The organism is Streptomyces sp. NPDC088817, assembly GCF_044750345.1.
Lineage (GTDB): Bacteria > Actinomycetota > Actinomycetes > Streptomycetales > Streptomycetaceae > Streptomyces.
Map to the genome: position 1 here is coordinate 169,236 of NZ_JBIVJN010000012.1, position 16,379 is coordinate 185,614.

Annotated in this window: 14 protein-coding genes; 4 read left to right on the forward strand and 10 right to left on the reverse strand. The window is 74.1% G+C overall.

Features of this window, described 5'->3' with window-relative positions:
- The first annotated feature begins 3 nt into the window (after positions 1 to 3).
- Positions 4 to 1,254: a M14 family zinc carboxypeptidase gene (locus tag ACIP4X_RS22830; protein WP_401350240.1), complete on the forward strand. Its 1,251-nt coding sequence runs from the start codon at positions 4 to 6 to the stop codon at positions 1,252 to 1,254.
- A 31-nt stretch (positions 1,255 to 1,285) separates the two neighbouring features.
- Here the strand turns inward: ACIP4X_RS22830 and ACIP4X_RS22835 are convergent, their stop codons facing one another.
- On the reverse strand, positions 1,286 to 1,711 hold the full coding sequence (locus ACIP4X_RS22835) for an SSI family serine proteinase inhibitor (protein ID WP_358734519.1): 426 nt from the start codon (positions 1,709 to 1,711) through the stop codon (positions 1,286 to 1,288).
- 90 nt (positions 1,712 to 1,801) lie between these two features.
- Positions 1,802 to 2,353 (reverse strand): DUF1707 and FHA domain-containing protein, encoded by a 552-nt coding sequence (locus ACIP4X_RS22840; protein WP_358734521.1) that lies wholly within the window; start codon positions 2,351 to 2,353, stop codon positions 1,802 to 1,804.
- A 172-nt stretch (positions 2,354 to 2,525) separates the two neighbouring features.
- Between ACIP4X_RS22840 and treZ the strand changes: the two genes are divergently transcribed.
- Positions 2,526 to 4,280: a malto-oligosyltrehalose trehalohydrolase gene (gene treZ / locus ACIP4X_RS22845; protein WP_358734522.1), complete on the forward strand. Its 1,755-nt coding sequence runs from the start codon at positions 2,526 to 2,528 to the stop codon at positions 4,278 to 4,280.
- Positions 4,281 to 4,325: 45 nt separating this feature from the next.
- Here the strand turns inward: treZ and ACIP4X_RS22850 are convergent, their stop codons facing one another.
- The 6 genes from ACIP4X_RS22850 to ACIP4X_RS22875 all read right to left on the reverse strand — a co-directional run bounded on the left by ACIP4X_RS22850 (position 4,326) and on the right by ACIP4X_RS22875 (position 11,360).
- Positions 4,326 to 5,315 (reverse strand): aminoglycoside phosphotransferase family protein, encoded by a 990-nt coding sequence (locus ACIP4X_RS22850; protein WP_358734524.1) that lies wholly within the window; start codon positions 5,313 to 5,315, stop codon positions 4,326 to 4,328.
- A 45-nt stretch (positions 5,316 to 5,360) separates the two neighbouring features.
- The gene (locus ACIP4X_RS22855) at positions 5,361 to 6,497 is read right to left on the reverse strand and encodes a M24 family metallopeptidase (RefSeq protein ID WP_401350245.1); all 1,137 of its coding nucleotides are present in this window, start codon (positions 6,495 to 6,497) and stop codon (positions 5,361 to 5,363) included.
- Between the two features lie 163 nt (positions 6,498 to 6,660).
- Entirely contained in the window at positions 6,661 to 7,221 is a 561-nt protein-coding gene (locus ACIP4X_RS22860; RefSeq protein ID WP_401350248.1) for a PDZ domain-containing protein, read from the reverse strand.
- Between the two features lie 13 nt (positions 7,222 to 7,234).
- Positions 7,235 to 9,397 carry a germacradienol/geosmin synthase Cyc2 gene (cyc2, locus tag ACIP4X_RS22865; RefSeq protein ID WP_391459547.1) on the reverse strand — a complete coding sequence of 721 codons (2,163 nt, stop codon included), beginning with the start codon at positions 9,395 to 9,397 and terminating at the stop codon, positions 7,235 to 7,237.
- A 114-nt stretch (positions 9,398 to 9,511) separates the two neighbouring features.
- On the reverse strand, positions 9,512 to 10,690 hold the full coding sequence (locus ACIP4X_RS22870) for an ARMT1-like domain-containing protein (protein WP_391459549.1): 1,179 nt from the start codon (positions 10,688 to 10,690) through the stop codon (positions 9,512 to 9,514).
- A gap of 22 nt (positions 10,691 to 10,712) precedes the next feature.
- Positions 10,713 to 11,360 carry a ScbR family autoregulator-binding transcription factor gene (locus ACIP4X_RS22875; RefSeq protein ID WP_358734534.1) on the reverse strand — a complete coding sequence of 216 codons (648 nt, stop codon included), beginning with the start codon at positions 11,358 to 11,360 and terminating at the stop codon, positions 10,713 to 10,715.
- A 216-nt stretch (positions 11,361 to 11,576) separates the two neighbouring features.
- Here ACIP4X_RS22875 and ACIP4X_RS22880 point away from each other — a divergent pair, with 216 nt between their 5' ends.
- Positions 11,577 to 12,566, forward strand: a complete 990-nt coding sequence (locus tag ACIP4X_RS22880) for a lytic polysaccharide monooxygenase (protein ID WP_358734536.1) — start codon at positions 11,577 to 11,579, stop codon at positions 12,564 to 12,566.
- Between the two features lie 50 nt (positions 12,567 to 12,616).
- Here the strand turns inward: ACIP4X_RS22880 and mgtA are convergent, their stop codons facing one another.
- Entirely contained in the window at positions 12,617 to 15,223 is a 2,607-nt protein-coding gene (gene mgtA, locus ACIP4X_RS22885; protein ID WP_358734538.1) for a magnesium-translocating P-type ATPase, read from the reverse strand.
- The gene (locus ACIP4X_RS22890) at positions 15,213 to 15,569 is read right to left on the reverse strand and encodes a metalloregulator ArsR/SmtB family transcription factor (RefSeq protein WP_358734540.1); all 357 of its coding nucleotides are present in this window, start codon (positions 15,567 to 15,569) and stop codon (positions 15,213 to 15,215) included. Before ACIP4X_RS22890 ends, mgtA begins: the two co-directional genes overlap by 11 nt.
- A 282-nt stretch (positions 15,570 to 15,851) precedes the next feature.
- On the opposite strand from ACIP4X_RS22890, the gene ACIP4X_RS22895 reads away from it, so the two are divergent.
- Entirely contained in the window at positions 15,852 to 16,307 is a 456-nt protein-coding gene (locus ACIP4X_RS22895) for a TerB family tellurite resistance protein (protein ID WP_358734542.1), read from the forward strand.
- Positions 16,308 to 16,379: the final 72 nt, after the last annotated feature.

Genomic DNA, 16,379 nt, shown 5'->3' on the forward strand with positions numbered 1-16,379 from the left:
GGGGTGAGTCTCCTGCCGGAGTTGCGCTACCCCAGTGTCGCCGAACTGGTGACCTCCGCCCGGGCGTTGGCCGCCCACCGGCCGGACCGGTGCGTGCTGAGGCAGGTCGGCCACTCACGCGCGGGACGACCGCTGCACCTGCTGTCCGTCGGGCACGCCCGGCGGGCGGTGCTGGTGGTCGCAGGCGCCCACGCCAACGAGCCCACCGGCGGCTCCACCCTCCTCGCCGTCGCACACCGTGTGCTGCGCGAGGAGCGGCTGCGGGCGGACACCTCCTGGCACTTCCTGCTGTGCGCGGACCCGGACGGGGCGAGCCTGCACGTCACCCCGGCCCCGCGCAGTCTGCTCGACTACCACCTCGGCTTCTTCCGGCCCGCCGGGCCCGAGCAGCCGGAGTGGTCGCCCTCCGTGCTGCCGCCCGACCGCCTGCCGCCGGAGACGCGCGCGCTGACCGGGGTGATCGACGAGCTGCGGCCCTACCTCCAGGTGACGCTGCACGGCACCGAACTGGGCGGAAGCTGGGTGCAGTTGACCCGTGACGTGCCCGGGCTCGCCGAGCCGTTCGGCAAGTCGGCGGCGCGGCTGCACATACCGGTGGAGACGGGCGCCTCGGACGCGGCGGGCTGGCCGGTGTCCGGACCCGGGGTGCGGGTGATGCCGGGCGCCGGCGCGGACCCGGCGTATCCGAGCATGCCGGACGACGCGCGGCACAGCACCTGGTTCCGTCCGCACCGGTACGGCGGCATGACCGCGGTCGTGGAGGTGCCGATGTGGGCGAGCGACCTGGTGGACGACCCCGCGCCGCATCCCGCCCCGGCGGCGGCGATACGGCGCCTCGCGCACCGGCTGCTGCGGGACGCGCGGGAGGTGGAGCTGGTGCTCGCCGACGCGCTGCCGCGCCTGCACGGGGCCGACGGGCCGCTGCTGCGGGCGGCGAAGTGGGGGCTGAGCCTGGTGCCGGGGCTGGCCGCGGACTGGCTCCACACGCCGCCCGCGGACACCACGATGGCGTACGTCGGCAGCGTGGACGCCTTCGGCCGCCGGCTGCCGCTGCGGGCGGCGGCGATGCTTCTGCGCACCCTGCGCGAGACCGACGACCGCGCTACCCCGGACCTGGAGCACCTGGTGACCACCTGGAGCGAGTCCTTCGCGCACCGCTTCCACGCCCGCTGGGTCCCTCTGGAGCACCAGATCGAGCACCAGAGCCACGCCGTCCTCACCACGGCCCACCAGGCCGTCACACCACCCGCCTGAACCCCCGCCGCACGCGCGCGTGGCGTGGGGGTCAAGGGGTGAGGTCGAAGACGTGGCCCGTTCTGGCGTTCATCTCACAGGTGTTGGAGAAGGTCTCCGTGTAGTCGACCCGGTGGCCCTTCCACTGGCCGCGGGCGTGGGCCGTGGCGGGAGCGTAGAGCATCGGGCAGAAGACGTCCCTTGGGGGGATGCGGTGGATGTCGCCGCCGGACGAGCGGAGCTGGGCGCACGCCTCGGCCGCGTGGGCATGCCCCTGGGGCGGGTCGCACAGGAGCAGGGCACCGCGGACGTTCCCGGAGCGGGCCTCGCCGTGGGTGACCGAGACGGAGAGCCAGTCTGACCGGCCGGTGGGCCGGTCGTCGGCCGCGGCCGGGGCGGCGCCCGCGAGCAGCAGGGCGGCCGCGGCCGTCAGACCGTGCCGCAGGCGGGTCGTGGCCGCCTTGGTGAGGTGGTTCATGCCCGGTGTATCGGCACGGCCACCCGATCACCTCACCCCGCTCACCCGATCGTGAGCGCACGCGCGCGTGGAACCCGCCGCCTGCGCGGCTCAGTTCGCGGAGAGCCGGAACGCCACCTGCCCGAATCCCACCTGGTCCCCCTCGCGCACGACGGCCGCGCCGACCACGCGCCGCCCGTTGACGGTCGTGCCGTTGGTCGAGCCGAGGTCGCGCAGCACCCACATGCCGCCCTGGTGCCGCAGCTCGGCGTGCACCCGGGAGACCGTCTCGTGGGTCAGCCGCAGACCGCACGCCGGATCGCGCCCTATCCTCAACGGGTGCCCGCTCCCGGCGAACGGCAGCAGCAGCTTGGGCAGCCGTTCGACCTGCCAGGCCCGCCGCAACCTCACGCCGAAGCCGGACACCGCCTCGACCGTGCCGAACACCAGCCGGGACACGCGTCCCTCGGTACGCAGGTCCGAGGTGAGCGCGGCGAGTTCGTCGGACCTGCGGGCGGCCAGGGCCAGCTCCATCCGCCGTACGAACGTGTCGTGGGACAGCCGGCCCATCGCGACGCCGTCACGGAGCACCTTCAGCGCCTTGTCGCGCTCCGCGTCGGACAGCCGCGCGGGGGACAAGGGAGACTCGGAGGGCGACGTCACGCTGCTGATTGTCGGTCAGCCGATCCCCTCGTGTCCAGCTATCACGAAGAGGCACACCTGGCCCTCGGATCCGGCGACACCCGCCGTGAAAGCGCGATTCAAAAGCGGATCGATCTCTTGTGGCGCACCATGGACGGCGACGTCACGGTGAGCGAACGAAGGGGAACCGTCCGTGCAGTTCGAGGTGTGGGCACCACAGGCCGGCCGTGTGACGCTCCAGTGCGACGGCGCCACGCGCGCGTTGGAGCGCGATCCGGAGCGGGAGGGATGGTGGACCGGTGAGGCCGAGGCGCGCGACGGCTCGCGGTACGGATTCGCGCTGGACGACGGCCCGGTGCTGCCCGATCCGCGCTCGCTCCGGCAGCCGGACGGACCGGACGGGCCGAGCGCGGTCGTCGAGCACACGCGGTACACGTGGCGTTCCGACGACCGGACCGGGCACCCGCTGCCCGGCGCGGTCCTGTACGAGCTGCACATCGGCACGTACACCCGTGAGGGCACCTTCGACGCGGCCGCCGAACGGTTGCCGCACCTGGTGGAACTGGGCGTCACTCACGTGGAGTTGATGCCTGTGTGCCCCTTCCCCGGCCGGCACGGCTGGGGCTACGACGGCGTGTCCCTGTGGGCGGTGCACGAGCCGTACGGCGGCCCCGAGGGCCTGAAGCGCTTCGTCGACCGGGCCCACGAACTGGGCCTCGGCGTGGTCCTGGACGTGGTGCACAACCACCTGGGCCCGTCGGGCAACCATCTGCCGCGGTTCGGGCCGTACTTCACCGACACCCACCACACCCCCTGGGGTGCCGCCGTCAACCTGGACGCGCCCGGCTCGGACGAGGTGCGCCGGTTCCTGATCGGCAGCGCGCTCGCCTGGCTGCGCGACTACCGGATCGACGGCCTGCGCCTGGACGCGGTGCACGCGCTCGTGGACACGCGCGCGTGCCACTTCCTGGAGGAGCTGTCGACGGCCGTGCACGCGCTCTCCGCCGAACTGGGCCGCCGTCCGTTCCTGATCGCGGAGTCGGACCTGAACGACCCGCGGCTCATCACCCCGCGCGCGGAGGGCGGCCTCGGCCTCGACGCCCAGTGGAACGACGACTTCCACCACGCGCTGCACTCGGCCCTCACCGGTGAGGCCCAGGGCTACTACGCCGACTTCGGGCGGGCCCCGCTCGCGGCGGTCGCCAAGACGCTCACCGGCGGCTACTTCCACGACGGCACGTACTCCGGCTTCCGGGGCCGCCACCACGGCCGCCCGCTGGACCGCACCCGGGTGGCCGGGCACCGGCTGCTCGGCTACAGCCAGACCCACGACCAGATCGGCAACCGCGCCCGGGGCGACCGCCTGTCCACGCTGCTGGCCGGCTCCCCGGGGCTGTCGGCCTGCGCGGCCACGCTGACGCTGACCGCGCCGTTCACGCCGATGCTGTTCATGGGCGAGGAGTGGGCGGCCGGCACACCGTGGCAGTACTTCACCGACCACACCGACCCGGAACTCGCGGAGGCGGTGCGCCGGGGCCGGCGGCGGGAGTTCGCCGAGCACGGCTGGGCGGAGGAGGACGTGCCCGACCCGCAGGACCCGGCGACCCGCGACCGCTCCTGCCTTGACTGGTCCGAGCCGGACCGCGAGCCGCACGCGCGCGTGCTGGCCTGGTACCGCCGGCTCACCGCCCTGCGGCAGGAGCAGCCCGACCTCACCGACCCCGATCTCGCCGACACCAAGGTGGCCTACGACGAGGAGGCCCGCTGGTTCGCCTTCCGGCGCGGGGACGTGCTGGTGGCGCTCAACCTCGCGAAGACGCCGGCGGAGATCCCGCTCGGCAACCGCCCCGTCGAGGTGCTGGCCGCCTGGGAGCCGGTCACGGCCCCCGGAGCGGACGGGGTGCTGCGCATGCCCGCGGAGTCGTGCGCGGTGCTGTTGCAGCACTGAGCACGGCACGGCGCGGCACAGTGCCGCGCCGCGTCCGGACGTCCGCTACTTCCCGGTGGCTCCGGTGGCGCCCGTGCCGCCGATGCCACCGGCGTCCCCGGTGTCCCCGGTGTCCTCCCGGAACTCCGTCACCCGCTCGAGGAGGATCGCCTCCCAGGCGTGGCGCAGCTGGGCCCTGAGGAGCGGCAGCGGGGCGTCGCCGCGGCCTTCGAGGCGTGCGGCGAGGCGGATCACGGTGTCGCAGCGGGCCAGCCACAGGCCGCGCAGACAGGGCCGGGCGCTGTAGCCGGCGAGGGTGGCGGCGCGCACCGCGGCGGGGGAACCGACGGCGACGGCGGCGCCGGCGATGTCCTCGGCGGGGTCGCCGACCACGGCACCGGTCCAGTCGAGGACCCCGCGCACCCGGCCGTCGGCGCTCACCACCAGGTGCTCGCCCGTGAGCTCGTGGTGGACGAGCACGGCGGTACCGGGCTGGGCGGCGAGCTGGGCCGCGGCGGGCGCGGTGAGCTGAGCCATCCGCGCGGGGTCGAACTCGTCGGCGGCGCCGAGGCGTTCGGCGGCGCGCACGGCCATGCGGCGCAGCGCCTCCAGGGAGCGCGGCGCGGAGCGCGGGACGCCGAGGGCCTGGGCCTGCCGGGCGGGGACCTCGCGCAGCCCGGTGAACAGTCCGGCCAGGTCGTCCTCGCCGACGGCGGAGACGTCGTGCTCGCCGGCCGTGCCGCCGGTGATCCGGATGTCCAGCGTGTACGTCAGCCCGGGCGCCCACTCGCCGTGCGCGACGCTGGCGGGAACGGCGACCGGGAGGTGCGGGCGGACCACGTCGCGCAGCCGCAGTTCGCGGCGCTGGCGCGCGGCGGCCTCACGGTCGGGGGCCAGGCGCAGCACATGGCGGGCGCCGACCCACCAGGTGGAGTGCTCGCCGCCCTCGGCGACGGGCCGGATCTCGGGCCCGGGGGCGGTGTCCTGGCCGTCCTTGAGCAGGGTGCGGACCAGTCTGCGGACGGTGTCCGCGGTGGGTGTCGGTGCCTGGGTCATCGTCGCGCCGTGTCGTTGCGGTTGCGGGGTGGGGACTGCCGGTGGTCAGTCCACTATGACCATCTCCCGGGTCGTGTCGTTGAGGCGGCGGCCTCCTCCCCCGGTCACGGTGACGATGTCCTCGATGCGCACCCCGAAGCGGCCGGGCAGGTAGATGCCGGGCTCCACGGAGAAGCACATGCCGGGCACGAGGGGCTGCTCCTCGCCCTCGATCATGTACGGCGGCTCGTGCGTGGTGACGCCGATGCCGTGGCCGGTGCGGTGGATGAAGAACTCGCCGTACCCGGCCCGGGTGATGACCGCGCGGGCGGCACGGTCGACCTCCTGGCAGGAGACGCCGGGACGTACGGCCCGGAAGCCGGCCTCCTGGGCCTCGCGGACGATGTCGTGCACCCGCCGCTCCTCGTCGGTCGGCTCGCCGACGTGCACGGTGCGGGTGGTGTCGGAGCCGTAGCCGTCCTTGAGGCCGCCGAAGTCGAGGACGACCATGTCACCGCGTTCGATGACGCGGTCGCCCACCTCGTGGTGCGGGTTGGCGCCGTTGGGTCCCGAGCCGACGATGGTGAAGTCCACCTGGGAGTGTCCGAAGCGCCGCAGCAGGCCGGCGAGGTCGGCGGCGACCTCGGACTCGCGGCGGCCGGAGAAGCGCACCGTGCGGATCTCCTCGAACGCGGCGTCGGCGGCCGCGCCCGCCGCCGCGAGCAGTTCCACCTCGGCCGCGTCCTTCACCGCGCGCAGCATGGGCAGGGCCTCGGTGAGGGAGGCGTACGAGGTCCCGGGCAGTGCCTGTTGCAGGGCGAGCAGGTGCATGGCCCACGTGTTGTCGCTGATGCCGTACCGGCCGCCGTCGTCGAGGAGGGCCGCGGTGACGGCGTAGGGGTCGGTGCCGTCGGTCCAGTCCCGCAGGGCCAGGGCGGACGCGCCGGCCGCCTTGGCGGCGTCCGGGGCCTCCAGGGTGGGCACCACGAGGACGGGCTCGGCGCGTTCGCGTCCGGCGGCGAGGACGAGCAGCGTGAGCCGTTCGGTGACGGCGGTGGGCGCGTACCCGGTCAGCCACGCCAGGTCGGGCCCGGGCGCCACCAGCAGTCCGGCCAGCCCGGCCTCGGCCGCCGCCCGGGCGGCGCGTTCCAGCCGGACCCTGTAGTCGTCGGCGCTGAAGGGCGCGAGCGCGATGCCGGTCATCCGGGCCTCCGTACACGGCTGAAACGGTGAGAACCACTACGGGCAGCATCCTGCCCGCCCCCGCCCCCCGACGCGAGCCGGTTGCGAATCCGGCCCGCGGTCGCGGCGCCCGCCCACCGGCGGGGCGCGGGTCGGGGCAGGGGGCAGGTCCGCGTGACCGGCTTCAGGTGACGATGCCCGGGGTGACCGTCAGCTGTTGGTAGGTGCCGGCGGTGTGGAGGACCGTGAGGGGGACTGCCCGGCCCGGCTGGGAGGCGGCGACGGCGCGGGCCAGGTCCGTCGCCGTGGCCAGGCGGGTTCCGGCGAAGGTGACGAGTACGTCGCCGCGGACCAGGCCCGCCGTGTAGCCCGGGCCGGGGACGTGGACGCCGACCACCCGGGCTCCCGGTCTGTCGTCGTCGACCACCTCCAGGCCGAGGGTCGGGCGCACGGGCACGGGCGCGGCGGCGGGCGTCGCAGCCGTACGCCCTTCCACATCCGCCTCCGCACCCGCCCGCGGTCGCGGCTCGGTGGTGGCCGGCCGGCTCGTGCCGGCCACCGTGGCGAGGCCGACGCCGGACAGGATCAGGGCGATCCCGGCGAGCACCCCGCCCGCCAGGGCCGCCAGGCGGCGGCCACGGCGGCGGCGCGGGACGGGCGGCCGCCGTACCGGCCCGTGCTCGCCGCCGTGCTCCTGTCCGGGCATCGGCCTGGGACGCAGCGCCGTCTGTTCCCTGGACTCCATCGACCGCCTCCGGTCAGCCCACGGGGAGGGCGGAGGCCGGCGTGCGGTCCGGCAGGAAGGCGTGGGCCCTGCTGCCCAGCCACTCGGCCTTGTAGCGGTCGACGCTCCGGTGCCAGTGGAGGATGCCCGCCATCCAGTTCTGAAGGTCGGCGACATAGCCGTGCATGGCCGCCCGCGCCTCCTCGGACAGCCCGAAGTCCTCGTAGACCACGGGTAGTTCATGGGCGACGACATGCTCGAACTGCCGCATGCGCTGGTTCATCAGGTCCTGGACGACCTTGAGGGCGGCCGGGTAGTCGATGCCGAAGAAGTGCTGCACGACCAGGACGGCGTTGTGGATCTCGCCCTCGTACTCGATCTCCTTCTGGTACGAGAAGACGTCGTTGAGCAGGCAGGCGTAGTCGACCGCCGCGTTCTCCAGGGAGCGGACCGGGCCGCTGCGGTAGACCTCCGCGGGGATGGCAGGGCCGTATCCCATCCGGCACAGGCTCAGGGTGAGGTCGGAGCCGAAGGTGGCGCGCCGCATCTCCAGGTAGTCGACCGGGTCGGGGACGCGGTTCTGGAGCTGGTTGGACAGCTCCCACACCCAGCTCTCGGTCATGGAGTCGATCGCGTGCTTCAGGGTGCGCCGCTGGTCGGGGGTCATGTCCGCGGTGGTGCGCGCCCACAGGTCGGTCAGGCTCCGCTCCATGGCGTTGAGCGGGACGGGCGCCGTCTCCCCCGCCACGGGCATGCAGGCCGACAGGCGGGCCGTGGTCGCCTTCGCGGCGACCAGATCCCGGCGGTGGCCGTACACCAGCGGGTAGTAGTCGTCGCCGTAGGTGCCGAAGGCGAGCCACTGGGCGCTCAGGTCGAGCGCCTCGGGCGTGGCGTCCGGGTCGATGCCGGCCGAGCAGAGCGCCAGGTCGTAGGCGGCGAGCTTGTCCTCGTCCCACACGCCCTCTTCGAGGATGCCCATGCGGTGGCACCAGTCGAGGAGCGTTCCCCGGGAGCGGTCCAGGTGGGGGCTCAGACCCAGCGGGTAGGGCATGCGGAGGTCGGGGATACGGGCCGGGCCGACCTTCTCGAACGGCACGTGCGTGTACGCGCGCAGCCTCTCCATCCCGGCCGCCGCGAGCAGCGCGCCCACGTCGGCCGCCGAGGTGCCGGGGCCCCCGGGCCGCTGCCAGGGGCTGGTGGGCCGGGCCCGCTCGTTCATGTACCGGCTGGAGCGGGTGTGCCACTCGTGACCGCCGGACTGCCAGTCCTGGAGGCCCTTGGCATACGCCGCCACCGCCGCCGTCTCGGCCGGGGTGAGGCCGTTCTCCAGGGCCAGCGCGGGCACTTCGGTGAGCGCGGTGTGCTCGAACTGGTGCAGACGGGAGGTGAGGACGTCGTTGACGGAGTCGGCGGCCTCCTGGGTGGTGCACCCGAAGAAGGTCTCCAGGACCAGGACGCCGTTGCTCAGCTCCCCCTCGTCCTCGACCTCCCGCTGGTAGGAGAAAAGGTCGTTGCGCAGGTGCACGGCGTCGGAGAACGTCTCCATCAGCACCCTGAGCGGCCGGGCCTCGGCGACGGCGGCGGGCACCTCGGCGGTCGCGTACTCCACCAGCCCCGCCGACCAGGGCGCGCCGCCGACCTTGCGGCGCATCTCGATGTACTCGACGGGGTTGGCGATCCGCCCCTCGTTGATGTTCGACAGCTCCCACAGGGACTCGTTCAGCAGGTGCTCGGTGGCCACCGCGAACCGGCGGCGCCAGTCGGCCGACATCGACGGCACCGTACGCGCCCACAGGTCGGCGAGGCCGGCCTCGACCGGGTTGCGGGGCTCGGGGACGGGGGTCTCGGGGTCGAGGGGCATGAACAGGGGGAGCCGGTCCAGGTATGCCTTGCCGCCCGCGCGGTCCTGGCTGCGCTTGAAGGTCTCCAGGAAGTGGTCGTCGAAGAAGAAGACCCACACGTACCAGTCGGTGATGAGCGACAGGGCCGGGCCGTCGCAGTCGGGGTGGGTGTAGGCGCAGAGCAGTCCGTAGTCGTGCGCGTCGAGGTCGGACTGCTCCCAGATCCCGGAGCCCTCCAGCATGCCCATGTCGCGCGCCCACCGCGTCGAGTGGGCGCGGGCCTCGTCGACGTTCGGGTTGAGCCGCGCGGGATACGGCATGTAGAAGTGCGGGAGTTCGAAGGGCTGCTGCGTCATGGCCGGGCCCTACCCGCGACACTCCGGCACCATCCGTACGCACCAACGCGATCACTCCATCGCGTGAATTCGCACGTGAACCGGGTGGTCGCGGGGGTGGGACGGTCCCGCCGGTCAGGTCCTGACCTGGATCAGCGCGTGCGTGCCGGCGACGCGCCAGCGCCCGTCCTCGGCGGCGTCCAGCGCGGCCTCGGTCTCCGCGTCCAGACCGGTGATCACGTCGGACTTCAGGGTGCGCAGGGCGGCGACGGGTCCGGGGAAGAAGCCGGTGGTGTCCGCGAACGGCGTGGTCGGGGGCCACAGCCGGTCGCCCACCAGCCGACGGTAGTTGAGGTCGCCCTTGAACACGGTCAGTGCCGCCTCGGCGAACTCGTCGCGCAGGTCCGCGGGCATGTCGGCGTAGGGCAGCGGGGAGCAGGAGAAGGGGTGCGCCCGGACGGTGAGCCGGCCGTCGGCCATCGCGGACCACAGGCGACGCCCGTGGTCCGCGGCCGCGCCGGGAGCCGCGGTCAGCCGGCGCACCGCGTCGACGACGTCGGCGGTGGTGGCGTCGGAGACGTAGTACGGGTACGGCTTGACATGCAGGACCGCCCGCCGGACGCGGCCCTGGGCGAGGAGGTGGGCCACGAGGAGGAGGTCGGGGACGAGTTCGCGGCCCGCGTTGTCGGCGACCAGGCAGAGCGTTCCGGTGCCGGAGGGCGGCAGCAGCGACCAGAGGGCCGCGCTGTCGTCGGCGACCAGGGCGGGCACGGGCGGTCCGGCCTCGGCGCCACCCGCCGACAGCCGGAAGCCGAGGTCCGCGCGGTTGCCCCAGAGGGAGCCGTGCAGCAGGGCGTCCGCGCGCCGCGCCGCCGGTTCGCTCTCCAGTGCGTCGAGCGCCGCCAGTTCCTCGCCGGTCTCCCGGGAGTCGAGTTCGGCGAGCTTGGACGGGCGGAAGGGGTCGATGCCCTGCCAGGGGCCGGTCCCGAAGTAGCCGACGGCTTCGAGGAGCCGGCGGTAGAAGTAGCTCTCGGACCACAGCCACGGCACGTCGAACCAGGAGTGACCGGCGTACCGATCCAGGCCCCAGGACCGCCAGCGGTCACGGTCGGGCGCGGCGGCGGGAAGGTCCTCGATCACGCCCTCGGCGCAGCTCTCCAGCAGCGCGTCCAGGGCGCGGTGCTGTTCGGGGCCGTAGGGGAAGGCGTCACGCACCTGCCGGACGATGGCCGGGTGCCGTTCGGCCAGCACGCCGTGCGGGAAGGAACCGGGTTCGTTGCCGAGGATGACGGGCGCGGACGGGTTGGCGGGCATGCGCCTCACCGTACCCGGCGGGTCAGAGGACGACGATCTCCCGCTCCAGGCGGGTGGCGAGGCTCAGATAGCGGGGGCGCCGGTGCACCGGCACCAGGCCGCGGATCAGCAGGTGCCACATCTCGGTCGTGCGGCGGGGCAGGCGCGCCATGGGCTCCAGGCGCCGGCCGGCGACGCGGGTGCCGATGAAGAAGCAGACGAGGGAGTGCGCGACGGCGTGGACGTCGACGTCCTGCTGGATCTCGTACTCCTTGACGGCGCCAAGGAGTTTGCCGGTGACGATGTCCAGCCATTCGGTGAACGGGTGCCGCAGCGGCGGCCGTACCTCGACCCCTCCGGTGGCCAGTCGCAGCCCGGCGCGGGTGACGGGGCCCTCCACGGTGAGGCGGGTGAGCGCGTAGGTGATGCGTATGAGGGCCTCGAGCGACGAATAGCCCTGCTCGTCCACCCGGTTGGTCACCTGCTGGGCGGCGCGGGACTGCAACTCCAGTATGGCGTGGGCCAGATCCTCCTTGGCCGCGAAGTGGAAGTACAGGGCGCCCTTGGTGACGTGTGCGTGTGCGACGATGTCGCTCAGGCTGGTCCGTTCGTAGCCGTGCCGGTCGAACAGGTCGGCGGCGGCTGTGATGATCGTCGCGCGGGTCTGTTCGGCACGTAACTGCCTCGGCATGGACAGAACACTCCCGGGGCCGTAACGAACGGGGCGGACCGTTTGTTTCTCACTCCGCGTACACGATAGCTCACCGCTACGAGGCGTCCACCAGGGCCCCTTGGGCCCCTGACGTCACCGGCCGCGTTCGGGCAACGCACTTGAACGCTCCGCGCCCGCCGCCCGTACTGGACCGGACAGCAGTCCGTTGACCCGCCGGCCAGGAGACGCCTTCCGATGACCCGGACGACCGCGCCCCTCAGGGGCACCGCAGCCGCCGTGGCGGTATCGGCCCTGCTCACCTTGTGGGCGGCGGGGCCCGCCCGGGCGCACGGCGCCCCGACCGACCCGGTCAGCCGGGTGTACGCCTGCTCGCCGGACGGCGGTCGGGCCGGTACGGCGGCCTGCCGGGCGGCCGTCGCCGCGAACGGCGGCCCCTTCACCGCGTGGGACAACCTGCGGGTGGCGAACGTGGGCGGCCGGGACCGCCAGGTCGTCCCCGACGGAAAGCTGTGCAGCGGAGGACTGCCCGCGTACAAGGGCCTCGACCTCGCCCGCACCGACTGGCCGTCGACCCGTCTGGCGCCGAGCGCGAGGCTCACCATGTCGTACGCCTCGACCATCCCGCACGAGGGCACGTTCAGGCTCTATCTGACCAAGCAGGGCTACGACCCGACGAAACCGCTGACCTGGGCGGACCTGCCCGAGCGGCCCTTCGCCGAGGTCAAGGACCCGCCGTTGACGGGCGGCGCGTACCGCATCGGCGCGACCCTGCCGGCCGACCGGACGGGCCATCAGGTCCTGTTCACCATCTGGCAGAACAGCAGCACCCCGGACACCTACTACTCGTGCTCGGACGTGGTGTTCGCGAAGGCGACGAACGCGGCGGTCGGCACGGACGGTTCGGGCGGCGCGAACGGAACGGCCGGACCGGCCGGGAACGGCTCGGGCGCGGCGACCGGGAGCCCGGCGGCCGGTACGCCGAAGCCGGACACCCGAAGCCCGAGCGCGAACCACTCGCACGCGTCGCACACGACGGCTCCGGCGGAGCAGACCCCCGACCCCGTGGCCGCCCAGGCGCGTTCGGCCGCACCCGACAGCAGCCCGGTGGCGTCCGCGACCGACACCGGCGGCGGGCCCTCGGCGCCCCTGCTGGCGGCCGGCGCCGCCGCGGTGCTGGTGCTCACCGCGGGTGTCGCCCTGGCCCTGCGGCTGCGGAGCCGCTGAAACCGCCTGCGCCGGTGGTCGGTTGACGCGGGCGGGCGCGCCCCCGTCGGTCACCGGGTCCGCGTGCAGGGCGCGTCGGCGTCCGGACCCCGCCGCTCGTGCCGTCGGACCGCCACCGCGAGGGCGAGTCCGTACGGTACGAGCACGACGGCGAGCAGGAGGTAGTAGGGCGGCGGAAGTTCCGTCATGCCCAGCGGCGGGCCCAGTGGACTGGCCGGGAGCAGCAGCCCGACGAGGGCGAGGACGGCGGCCGCCCGGCCCACGGGCCCGGGCAGCCGCCCCCGGCCGCACTCGCCCCGGCCGGTGCGCAGGAGCACCATCACCAGGGCCTGGGTCAGCAGGTTCTCGGTGAACCAGGCCGAGTGGAAGACGGCCTCGTCGTTCAGCGCGTCCGGCCCCCACAGGACGAGGGCGAGGACGGCGAAGGTGGCGAAGTCCGCGACCGCGTTGAGCACGCCGAACCCGGTGATGAACCGCAGGAAGGCACGCGGCCGCAGCACGGTCGGGCGGCGCGGCGCCGCCTCTCCCGGACGGTCGTGGGCGAAGGACGACTGGGCCGCGTCGAAGCAGAGGTTCTGCACGAGCACCTGCACCGGGAGCATCGGCAGGAAGGGCAGCAGCAGGCCCGCGACGAGCATCGCTATGACGTTGCCGAGGTTGGAGGAGAGCGTCACGCGCAGGTAGGAGGCGATGTTGCCGCTGGCCCGCCGGCCGGCCTCCACGGCATGGCCGATCGCGGTGAGGTCCTTCTCGGCGAGCACCACGTCGGCGCTCCCCCGGGCGATGCCGCAGGCCGCCCGGGGCGCCACGCCGACGTCGGCGGTCCGCAGCGCGGGCACGTCGTTGGCGCCGTCGCCGAGGAAGCCGACGGTGTGTCCCGCGGCCCGCAGCGCGGCGACGACCCTGGCCTTGTCGTCGGGTGTGCAGCGGGCGAAGACGGTGGTACGGGCGGCGGCGGCCGCGAGGGCGGCGTCCCCGGCGGCCCCCGGGCCCACGGTGTGCACCTCCCCCACGTCGAGCCCCAGGTCACGGCAGACGCGCGCGGCCGTGCCGGGGTGGTCGCCGGTGAGGATCTTGACGGTGACACCGGCCTCGGCGAGCCCGCGCAGGGCCTCGGCCGCGGTCGGCGCGAGCGCGTCGCGGAAGGCGATCAGGCCCCGGAAGGTCAGTCCGCGCTCGTCGGCGGGGGTGTAGTCGACGGTGCGGGCGGCGCGCTCGGCCGTGGCGAGGGCCAGCAGCCGCAGCCCGGCGTCCGCCTCCCGGGCGGCGAGCCGGCGCAGCCGCTCGCGTTCGGCGGGCTCCAGCGCGCAGCGCTCCAGTACATCCTCCACGGCGCCCCGGACGATGAGGAGGTGCCGGCCGAACCGGCCCCGCACCACGGCGGTGGCCAGGCGCCGCACCGGGTCGAAGGGGACGGCGGCGACCCCGTCGTGCTCCTCGCCGACCGCTCCGGCGGCCTCCAGGAGCGCCTCGTCGAGCGCGTCGGGCGCGGGCAGTTCGGCGAGCTGGAGGTTCCACCAGGCGCCGACCGCGGCCCAGCGCAGCACCTCGGGGTCGTCGCGGCCGTCCGTGTCGAGGGCCCGTTCGACGACGGGCCGGTCCTGGGTGAGGGTGCCGGTCTTGTCGACGCAGAGCACGTCGACAGCCCCTAGGTCGTGCAGGGCGGGCAGCCGTTTGACGATGACGCCGTGCGCCCCCGCGAGCTGCCGGGTGCCGCGGGCGAGGCAGAGGGTGACGATCACGGGCAGCATCTCGGGCGTGAGCCCGACGGCCACCGCCACGGCGAAGGGCAGGGTCTCCAGGCCGCGCCCGCGCAGCGCGGCGTTGGTCATCAGCACCAGCGGCGGCGTCACCAGCATGAACCGGATGAGCACCCAGGAGATGCCCTGCACGGAGCGGTCGAAGGCGCTGGGGCCCGGCCGGCCCGCGCGCCCGAGGCCCGCCGTGCCGTGGGCGGCGGCGAACCGTGTCCGCTCCCCCGTCTCCACCACCACGGCGGTGGCCGTGCCGGTGGCGACGCTGCTGCCCTGGAAGCACAGGTGCGGCTGCCCGAACGCGCCTCGCTCGCCGAGCCCCGGCTCCTCCACCGCCGCCTTGGCGACCGGGGCGGACTCGCCGGTGAGCGCGGCCTGGTGCACGGTGAGCCCGCGGGCGCGCAGCAGTCGTACGTCGGCCGGTACGAGGTCGCCGGGGCCGAGCCGGAGCACGTCGCCCGGCACCAGCTCGGTGACCGGGACCTCCCGGGCGCGCGGTCCTTCCCCGTCGGCGGTGCGCCGCAGCACGGTGGCGGTGCCGGCCACCAGTTCGCGCAGCGCGGCCATGGACCGGTCGGCGCGGTGCTCGCCGGTCGCGCGCAGCACGCAGCTGACCGCGACCAGGCTGAGGATCACCGCGGCGGTGCCCCAGGAGGCGACGAGGGTGGAGACGAGGCCGAGGCAGAGCAGTACGGCCGTGAACGGGTCGCGCAGGGAGCGCATCCATCGCAGGGGCCAGGAGGGGGTGCGTACCTCGGGGACCGTGTTCTCGCCGACCGCCGCGAGCCGGGCCTCCGCCTCGGCGTCGGTCAGTCCGCGCGGGCCGCTGTCGAGCCGCCGCAGTACCTGGAGGGGTGTTCCGTCGGGCGAGGCCGGGCGGGCCGCCGCGAGCTCAGAGGCCACGGAGGCGTTGCGCCGGGGCGCCGGCGGCGGCGCCCCGGTCGGTGAGCCGGGCCACCGTGAGCCGTACGACGTCGACCACGTCGGGGTCGTCGACGAAGTAGACCTGCCGTCTGCCCTCGCGGCGGGAGCGGACGAGCCCGGCGAGCTTCAGCTTGGTCAGGTGCTGGCTGACCGCGGGCAGCGCGCCGCCGACCCGCTCCGCGAGCCCGGTGACGTCGCTCTCGCCCTGGGCCAGTGCCCACACGATGTGCAGCCGGGCGGGTGAGGCGAGCAGCCCGAAGGCCGCGGCCGCCTCCGCGAGCACGTCGGCGGGCGGATCCTCGAAGCCACTGCCGGCTGCCGCCACGGTCGTCTTCCTCCTGTTCGCGCGCACTGTTCGCGCACCCTGATCGCACACGCCGGTCGCGCGGACTGTTCGCGCGCGCTGTTCCCGCGCCCGCACGCCCGGTACGGGCCGCCCCAGTCTAGGCGGCCCGTACCGGACGGAACCCGCCGGAGCCCGGTGGAGCCTGCCGGAGCCCGCCGCGACGGTGACGGCCGGAACTTATCCGTCGCCCCGTCAGTTTCTACGTTGCTGTAGATGCAGCACGGACGTGTCAGTCCACCCGACACCACATTTGGAGAGCACATGGCCCTGTGGGACCGCATCAAGGACTCCGCGACGCAGATGCAGACCCAGCTCGTGGCGAAGAAGAACGACCTGAAGAGCGGTGCCTTCCGGGACGCGAGCATGGCGATGTGCGCCCTCGTGGCCGCCGCCGACGGCACCGTCGACCCTTCGGAGCGTCAGCGTGTCGCGCAGTTGATCGCCACCAACGAGGTACTGCAGAACTTCCCCGCGGACGACCTGCGCCGCCGCTTCGAGGAGAACCTGGACAAGCTGACCGCCGACTTCGACTTCGGCAAGGTCAGCGTGTTGCAGGAGATCACCAAGGCGAAGAAGAAGCCTGCCGAGGCGCGTGCCGTGGTCCAGATCGGCATCGTCATCGGCGGCGCGGACGGCGACTTCGACAAGACCGAGCAGGCCATGGTGCGCGAGGCCTGCTTCGCCCTGGGCCTGCCGCCGCACGAGTTCGACCTCTGAACCGGCACGTCCTCAGGGCCCTGCTTTGCCGGGTGCCGGACGGTCGTCCGTCCGGCACCCGGCGAGCGGGCG

Bases quoted from the DNA above. Each gene is read 5' to 3' on its own strand.
- ACIP4X_RS22860 (WP_401350248.1), bottom strand. From the start codon at position 7,221: ATGGAGTCCAGGGAACAGACGGCGCTGCGTCCCAGGCCGATGCCCGGA.
- cyc2 (WP_391459547.1), bottom strand. From the start codon at position 9,397: ATGACGCAGCAGCCCTTCGAACTCCCGCACTTCTACATGCCGTATCCC.
- ACIP4X_RS22855 (WP_401350245.1), bottom strand. From the start codon at position 6,497: ATGACCGGCATCGCGCTCGCGCCCTTCAGCGCCGACGACTACAGGGTC.
- ACIP4X_RS22895 (WP_358734542.1), top strand. From the start codon at position 15,852: ATGGCCCTGTGGGACCGCATCAAGGACTCCGCGACGCAGATGCAGACC.
- ACIP4X_RS22870 (WP_391459549.1), bottom strand. From the start codon at position 10,690: ATGCCCGCCAACCCGTCCGCGCCCGTCATCCTCGGCAACGAACCCGGT.
- ACIP4X_RS22835 (WP_358734519.1), bottom strand. From the start codon at position 1,711: ATGAACCACCTCACCAAGGCGGCCACGACCCGCCTGCGGCACGGTCTG.
- ACIP4X_RS22875 (WP_358734534.1), bottom strand. From the start codon at position 11,360: ATGCCGAGGCAGTTACGTGCCGAACAGACCCGCGCGACGATCATCACA.
- ACIP4X_RS22850 (WP_358734524.1), bottom strand. From the start codon at position 5,315: ATGACCCAGGCACCGACACCCACCGCGGACACCGTCCGCAGACTGGTC.
- ACIP4X_RS22880 (WP_358734536.1), top strand. From the start codon at position 11,577: ATGACCCGGACGACCGCGCCCCTCAGGGGCACCGCAGCCGCCGTGGCG.